This is a genomic window from Sphaerisporangium perillae (genome assembly GCF_023276435.1).
Taxonomy (GTDB): Bacteria; Actinomycetota; Actinomycetes; order Streptosporangiales; family Streptosporangiaceae; genus Sphaerisporangium; species Sphaerisporangium perillae.
This window is the reverse complement of record NZ_JALLPO010000113.1, coordinates 1-867: the sequence shown is the minus strand read 5'-3', so window position 1 is coordinate 867 and position 867 is coordinate 1. Positions and strand designations below refer to the sequence as shown.

1 protein-coding gene is annotated in these 867 nt (G+C 70.5%); it reads left to right on the top strand.

The features are described 5' to 3' along the window. Positions 1 to 861 (top strand): helix-turn-helix transcriptional regulator (locus MYF83_RS42235; protein ID WP_248966448.1); only part of this gene is annotated, 861 nt, incomplete at its 5' end. Positions 862 to 867: the final 6 nt, after the last annotated feature.

Here is an 867-nt window from a genome sequence, read left to right as displayed (position 1 = left end):
GAGGTCGACGTGCGGACCGTGCGCCGCGACATCCAGAAACTGCGCGACCTCGGCTACCCGGTGCACACCACCCCTGGCGCGGCCGGCTACCGGCTCGGCGCCGGAACGAAGCTCCCGCCGCTGCTGCTCGACGACGAGGAGGCCGTGGCCGTCGCCATCGGGCTGCGCACCGCCGCCAGCGGCACGGTCAACGGCATCGAGGAAACCTCGCTACGCGCACTGGCCAAGCTCGAACAGGTACTGCCATCGCGCGTACGGCACCGTGTCAACCTGCTGCACTCGGTCACCGTCACGGTCCCCGCCGGCGGCCCCACCGTGGACCCGGACGTGCTGACCGTCGCCGCCGCCGCCTGCCGCGAGCACGAACGGCTCCGCTTCGACTACCAGAACCACGACGGCACCGACTCGGTACGCGACACCGAACCTCACCGGCTGGTCCACACGGGCCGGCGCTGGTACCTGGTGGGCTGGGACACCGACCGGCGCGACTGGCGCACCTACCGGGTCGACCGGATCCGTCCCCGCATCCCCACCGGCCCTCGCTTCACACCCCGGCAGGCACCGGGCGTCGACCTCGCCGGCTACCTCGCGCACGGGGTCTCCACCGCCTCCTACCGCTACCAAGCCCGGATCACCCTGTACGCGCCGGCCGAGACCGCCGCCGAACGGATCCCGCCCACCGTCGGTGTCATCGAGGCCGTCGACCCGCACAGCTGCCTTCTCCATACCGGATCCAACTCACTCGACGAACTCGCCATCTACGTCGCACTGTTCGGCTTCCGCTTCCGGATACACCAGCCACCCGAACTGATCGCACACATCCGAGACCTCACCGCCCGACTCACCGACGCCATCGACTGACTTCCC